The following is a 5,731-nucleotide window of genomic DNA, read 5'->3' as shown; positions in this document are numbered from 1 at the left end:
GCATCCCCCGCGAGGTCAAGAACCACGAGTACCGCGTGGCCATCACGCCCGCCGGCGTGCATGAGCTGGTCCGCAACGGACACGAGGTCGGCCAGGGCGACGCCGAGGAGCAGCAGGACGGCCCGGGTGGGGCCGGTGCGCACGCCGAGGGCCCGGGCGGTGTCCTCGCCGAGGGCGAGCATGCCGAGCCGGCGGCCGTACCAGAGGGTGGGCGGCAGCAGGATCGCGACGCCGATGGCGAGGGCGGTGACCTGGGGCCAGGTGCGGCTGTTGAGGCTGCCGATCAGCCAGCTCTGGGCGGCCAGCGCGTCCTCCAGGCTGGCGCGGGTGATCAGGTAGGAGTTGACGGACAGCAGGATGGCGCTGGTGCCGATGCCGATCACCACCAGGCGGAAGCCCGGCAACCCCCGCCCGGAGGCGAGGAGTTGGACCAGCAGGGCGGTGGCCAGGCCGCCCGCGAGGGCGCCGAGGGCGGTCTCGGTGAGGCTGCCGTGCCGGACCACGATGACCAGCAGGGCGCCGGTGGCGGCGCCGTTGGTCAGGCCGATGACGTCGGGGCTGCCGAGCGGGTTGCCGGTCAGACCCTGGAGGACGGCTCCGCTGACGGCCAGGGCCGCGCCGACCAGCAGGGCGAGCAGCAGGCGGGGCAGGCGCAGGGTGTTGACGACGAAGTCGGCGGCGCCGGGCTCGCCGGTGAGGGCGCCGTAGACCTCACGCGGCGTCAGGTGCACCTCGCCCACGGCCAGGGAGAGCAGGCAGACGCCGAGGAGGAGGACCGCGAGGCCGGCGCAGACGGCGACCGTCCGGGGCACCACCCGGACCGACCACCGCCCACGACGCAGCACCGGGTGGCCGATCGGCGGGTGGTCGGCCGGGCTTGCCTGCACGGCGGTCTGACGGGGGCTCACAGGAGCACCAGCCTGCGGCGGCGGCACAGGGCGAGGAAGAGCGGGCCGCCGAGCACGGCGGTGACGATGCCGACCTGGATCTCACCGGGCGCCCCGGCCACCCGCCCGGCCACGTCTGCGGCGAGCAGCAACAGCGGGGCGAGCACGGCGGAGTAGGCCAGTACCCAGCGCTGGTCCGGGCCGACCAGGAAGCGGGCCACGTGCGGGACGGCGAGGCCGAGGAAGGCGATCGGCCCGGCGGCCGCGGTGGCGGCGCCGCAGAGCAGCAGGACGGCGAGGCCGCCGAGGGCGCGGGTGCGGCCGACGGCGACGCCCAGGCCGTGGCCGACCTGGTCCCCGAGGCCGAGCGCGTTCAGGGCCCGGGCCAGGGCGACGGCGATCAGACCACCCGTCAGGACGAAGGGCAGCACGGCCAGCAGGACGTCGTAGCGGCGCCCGGCGAGCGAACCGACGGTCCAGAACCGGAACTCGTCGAAGACCTCGGGGTCGAGCAGCAGGACGGCGGAGTCGAAGGCGAACAGCACGGCGGTGAGCGCCGCTCCGGCCACCACCAGCCGTTCGGGGGTGGCCTGGCCGCGGCCCGCCGCGCCGAGCAGGTACACGGCGAGGGTGGCCACGGCGGCGCCGAGCAGGGCGAACCAGACGTAGCCCAGCACGCTGGAGACGCCGAGGAAGCCGATCGCGACCACGACGCCGGTGGCGGCGCCGAGGCTGACGCCGAGCAGGCCCGGGTCGGCCAGCGGGTTGCGGGTGAGGGCCTGCATCAGGGCGCCGGCGGTGCCGAGCGCGCTGCCGACCAGGAGGGCGAGCAGGGTGCGCGGGATGCGGTAGTCGTGGACGACGGTGGCGGCGTTCGAGCCGTCAGGGTGCCAGAGCACCCGCCAGGTCGTGCTGACCGGGACGTCCCGGGTGCCGATCCAGAGACTGAGCAGGCAGAGCAGCAGGAGCACCCCGGCGGCCAGGGCCAGCCCGAGAGTGCGCCGCAGGGCCGCCGACGGTTCGACATTCATAGTTAGGTAAGGCTAACCTGTCTCCTCGGTAGAGGTCAACACTCGAACCAATACCTGACGCACCGTCAGAACCACTGGTCACAGCGGATGTTGGGCCACCATCGCAAGATCACCCGAAAGGACGTCCATGGCCACAGCAGGACCGAGCGGAGGCGCCGTCCTGCGCGGCGCGCTCCGCGGCCAACGCCGCCTGCTGACCGGCGCGGCGCTGCTCGGCATGGGCCACCAGACCTGCGAGGCGTTGGTGCCGGTGGTGATGGGCGCGGTGATCGACCGGGCCGTGGCCACCGGCTCCGTCCCCGCGCTGCTGCGCTGGCTGGCCCTGCTCGCCGTGCTCTTCCTGCTCCTCTCCACCTGCTACCGCAGGGGCGCCAGACTGGCGGAGCGCGCCGGCGAGCAGGCCGCCCACCGGCTGCGCCTGGCCCTCACCACCCGGGTGCTGGACCCGTACGGCGGCGCCGAGGCCGGGCACCTGCCCGGTGCGCTGGCCGGCATCGCCACCGGTGACGCCAAGCGGGTCGGCGTGGTGGCCACCGTGCTGCCGTTCGGCGTCGCCGCGCTGGCCGGACTGGGCGTCAGCGCCGCGCTGCTGCTGCGGATCTCGGTGCCGCTCGGCCTGCTGGTGCTGCTCGGCATACCGCCGCTGCTCTGGCTCGGCCACCGCATCAGCCGCCCGCTGGAGCGGCGCAGCGGCGTGGAGCAGGACCGCGCCGCGCGCGCCGGTGGCATCGCCGCCGACCTGGTCACCGGCCTGCGGGTGCTCAAGGGCATCGGCGCCGAGGCGGCGGCGGTGGCCCGGTACCGGACAGTGAGTCAGGACTCGCTCGCCGCGGCGCTGCGGGCCGCCCGCAGCCGGGCGGCGCACGACGGCGGGCTCCAGGCGCTGACCGGGCTCTTCATCGTGCTGATCGCCCTGGTCGGCGCGGTGCTGGCGATGGACGGGCGGGTCAGCGTCGGCGAGCTGATCGCCGCGGTCGGTCTGGCGCAGTTCCTGCTCGGCCCGTTCCAGGTGCTCACCTGGGCCAACGGCGAGTTCGCCCAGGGCCGGGCCTCGGCCGGGCGGATCGCCGAGGTGCTGGCCGCCCCGCCCGCGGTGCCGCACCACCGCGCACCGCACGCGGCCACGCCCGGCTCCGGGCCCTGGTCCGCCGGCGCCGGCGGGCTGCGGCTGCGCGGCGTCGGCTACGGCGCCCTGCGCGGGCTGGACCTGGAGGTCGCGCCCGGCGAGCTGCTCGGCGTGGTCACGGACGATCCGGCGGCCGCGGCCGACCTGCTGCGCTGCCTCGGCCGCGAGGCCGACCCGGCCGCCGGAACGGTCGAGTTGGACGGCACCGGCCTGACCGCCCTTGACCCGGCCGAGCTGCGCCGCTCCGTCCTGGTCGCCCACCACGACGCCGTGCTCTTCGCGGGCACCCTGCGGGAGAACCTCCTCGGCTCGCCCGACGGCGAGCTGACCGGGGCCGTGCTCGCCGCCTCCGCCGCCGACGAGGTGGCCGCCGCCCTGCCCGCCGGGCTGGACACCGAGGTCAGCGAGGGCGGCCGTTCGCTCTCCGGCGGCCAGCGGCAACGCGTCGCGCTGGCACGGGCGTTGGCCGCCTCACCGGCCGTACTCGTCCTGCACGACCCGACCACCGCCGTAGACTCCGTCACGGAGTCCCGGATCGCCGAGCGGCTGCGCGCGCTGCGCCACGGCCGCACCACCGTGCTGGTCACCACCAGCCCGGCCCTGCTGGCCCGCGCCGACCGGGTGGTGGTGCTCACCGACGGCGCCGTCACCGCCGACGGCACCCACCAGACCCTCACCGCCGACCCCGCCTACCGCACCCTGGTGCTGGCATGACGACCACCGCGGAGGACCCGACCGTGACCCCGACCCACGCACCCGCCGACCGCGAACTGCTGCCGGTCGCGGGCGGCGCCGAGACCTGGGCCGTGCTGCGGCGCCTGGTGCTCCGTCAGCGCGCCCTGACCGCGGGTGCGCTGACCGTGCTGGTGCTCGGCACCGCCGTCGGTCTGCTCACGGCCCCGCTGCTCGGCCGCCTGGTCGACCTGGTGAAGGCGAGGGCCGGCACCGGCTCGCTCACCCTGCCGCTGGTCCTGCTGGTGGCCGTCGCGCTCGGGCGCGGCGCGGCCATCGCGTACGGCAGCGCCCTGGTGGCCCGGCTGGGCGAGGGCGTGCTCGCCACCGTGCGCGAGGAGTTCGTCGAGTGGGCGCTGCGTCTGCCGCTGGAGCGGGTGGAGCGGGCCGGGGTGGGCGACCTGACCTCCCGGGTCACCGGGGACGTCGCCCTGGTGGCGCGGACGGTGCGCCAGGCGCTGCCGGAGTTCGCCCGCTCGGTGCTCGCCATCGTGCTCACCCTGGTGGCACTGGCCCTGCTGGACTGGCGCTTCGCGCTCGCCGTGCTGGCCGCCGCGCCCGTGCACTGGCTGACCATGCGCTGGTACCTGCCGAGGGCCGTCCCGGTCTACGCGGCCCAGCGGGCCGCCGCCGGGGCGCTCCAGCAGCAGCTGCTGGACGGTGTCGGCGGGGTGCGGACGGTACGGGCGCTGCGGCTGACGGAGCACCAGGTGGGCTTGGTGGAGAAGCGTTCGGACGACTCCGTGCAGCTCTGGATGCGCGGCACCCGGCTGGTCACCGGCTTCTTCTCCCGGCTGAACCTGGCCGAGTTCATCGGGCTGGCCTCGGTGCTGGTGGCGGGGTTCCTTCTGGTGGACGCCAAGGAGGTGAGCCTGGGCACGGCCACCGCCGCCGCCCTGTACTTCCACGGTCTCTTCAACCCGATCAACGCCGCCCTGGTACTGGTCGACGACGCCCAGCAGGCGGGCGCCGCCCTGGCCCGGCTGGTCGGGCTCGCCGGTCTGCCCACCGAGCCGGAGTCCGCCGACTCCCCCGGGCCCGCCGACGCCTCCGTCACCGTCACGGCCCTCCACCACGCCTACCGCGACGGCCACCCGGTGCTGCACGAGGTCTCCCTGACGGTCCGTGACGGCGAACGGGTCGCGCTGGTCGGGGCCAGCGGGGCGGGCAAGACCACCCTCGCCAAGCTGGTGGCCGGGGTGCACCGGGCCTCCTCCGGCAGCATCCGGCTCGGCGGCGCCGAGCTCGCGGAGCTCGGCCCGGCCGGGGTGCGCGGCGCCGTCGCCCTGATCAGCCAGGAGGTGCACGTCTTCGCCGGCCCGCTCGCCGACGACCTGCGCCTGGCCCGGCCCCGCGCGACCGACGCCGAGCTGCGCACCGCGCTCGCGGCCGTCGGCGCCCTGACCTGGGTGGACGCCCTCCCCGAGGGCCTCGCCACCGTGGTCGGCGACGGCGGCCACCGCCTGACGACCGCTCAGGCCCAGCACCTCGCCCTGGCCCGGTTGGTCCTCACCGACCCCCCGATCGCCGTCCTCGACGAGGCAACCGCCGACGCGGGCAGCGCCGGCGCCCGCGAGCTGGAGGCCGCCGCCGACGCCGCCCTGGCCGGCCGCACCGCCCTCACCGTCGCCCACCGCCTCACCCAGGCCGCCACCGCCGACCGCGTCGTCGTCCTCGACGGCGGCCGGGTGGTCGAGACCGGCACCCACGCCGACCTCGTCCAGGCCGATGGCCCGTACGCCGCCCTCTGGTCCGCCTGGTCCGCCGAACGCGCCCCGGCCGACTACGCCCCGGCCGAACGGCCCGCCTGACGTGCCATGATGCCCGTATGCGACTGACGAGCGGCGGGACGAGCCTCGACCTGCGGCCCGTGCGTTACCAGTTCGGGGCCACCAGCGGGGCCGACCGCAAGGTGACGGTCACCGTCCCGGCGTACTCCTCGGTGGTGCACAAGG

The 5,731-nt window shown here is 76.1% G+C and carries 3 protein-coding genes and 2 pseudogenes; 3 read left to right on the top strand and 2 right to left on the bottom strand.

Annotated elements, in window-relative coordinates:
* Positions 1 to 2: 2 nt before the first annotated feature.
* Positions 3 to 89, top strand: a pseudogene (locus ACWEPF_RS39445) (hypothetical protein); the annotation flags it as partial.
* Positions 90 to 143: 54 nt separating this feature from the next.
* Here ACWEPF_RS39445 and ACWEPF_RS39440 read toward each other — a convergent pair.
* Positions 144 to 731 (bottom strand): annotated as a pseudogene (locus tag ACWEPF_RS39440) (iron chelate uptake ABC transporter family permease subunit); the annotation flags it as partial.
* 173 nt (positions 732 to 904) lie between these two features.
* Positions 905 to 1,918 (bottom strand): FecCD family ABC transporter permease, encoded by a 1,014-nt coding sequence (locus ACWEPF_RS39435; protein WP_452176461.1) that lies wholly within the window; start codon positions 1,916 to 1,918, stop codon positions 905 to 907.
* A gap of 127 nt (positions 1,919 to 2,045) precedes the next feature.
* Here ACWEPF_RS39435 and ACWEPF_RS39430 point away from each other — a divergent pair, with 127 nt between their 5' ends.
* Together ACWEPF_RS39430 and ACWEPF_RS39425 are read left to right on the top strand one after the other, a co-directional pair.
* Complete coding sequence (locus ACWEPF_RS39430) at positions 2,046 to 3,758, top strand: ABC transporter ATP-binding protein (protein ID WP_452176460.1); 1,713 nt, start codon at positions 2,046 to 2,048, stop codon at positions 3,756 to 3,758.
* On the top strand, positions 3,755 to 5,587 hold the full coding sequence (locus ACWEPF_RS39425) for an ABC transporter ATP-binding protein (RefSeq protein WP_452176459.1): 1,833 nt from the start codon (positions 3,755 to 3,757) through the stop codon (positions 5,585 to 5,587). The genes ACWEPF_RS39430 and ACWEPF_RS39425 overlap by 4 nt, the downstream gene beginning before the upstream one ends.
* Positions 5,588 to 5,731 lie beyond the last annotated feature (144 nt).

The sequence above is a fragment of the Kitasatospora sp. NPDC004289 genome (assembly GCF_053602875.1).
The sequence above is the reverse complement of the archived record's forward strand: the minus strand, read 5'-3'. Positions and strand labels throughout refer to the sequence as shown.

Excerpts from the sequence above, each read along its gene's own strand:
- ACWEPF_RS39435 (WP_452176461.1), bottom strand. The coding sequence starts at position 1,918 with ATGAATGTCGAACCGTCGGCGGCCCTGCGGCGCACTCTCGGGCTGGCC.
- ACWEPF_RS39430 (WP_452176460.1), top strand. The coding sequence starts at position 2,046 with ATGGCCACAGCAGGACCGAGCGGAGGCGCCGTCCTGCGCGGCGCGCTC.
- ACWEPF_RS39425 (WP_452176459.1), top strand. The coding sequence starts at position 3,755 with ATGACGACCACCGCGGAGGACCCGACCGTGACCCCGACCCACGCACCC.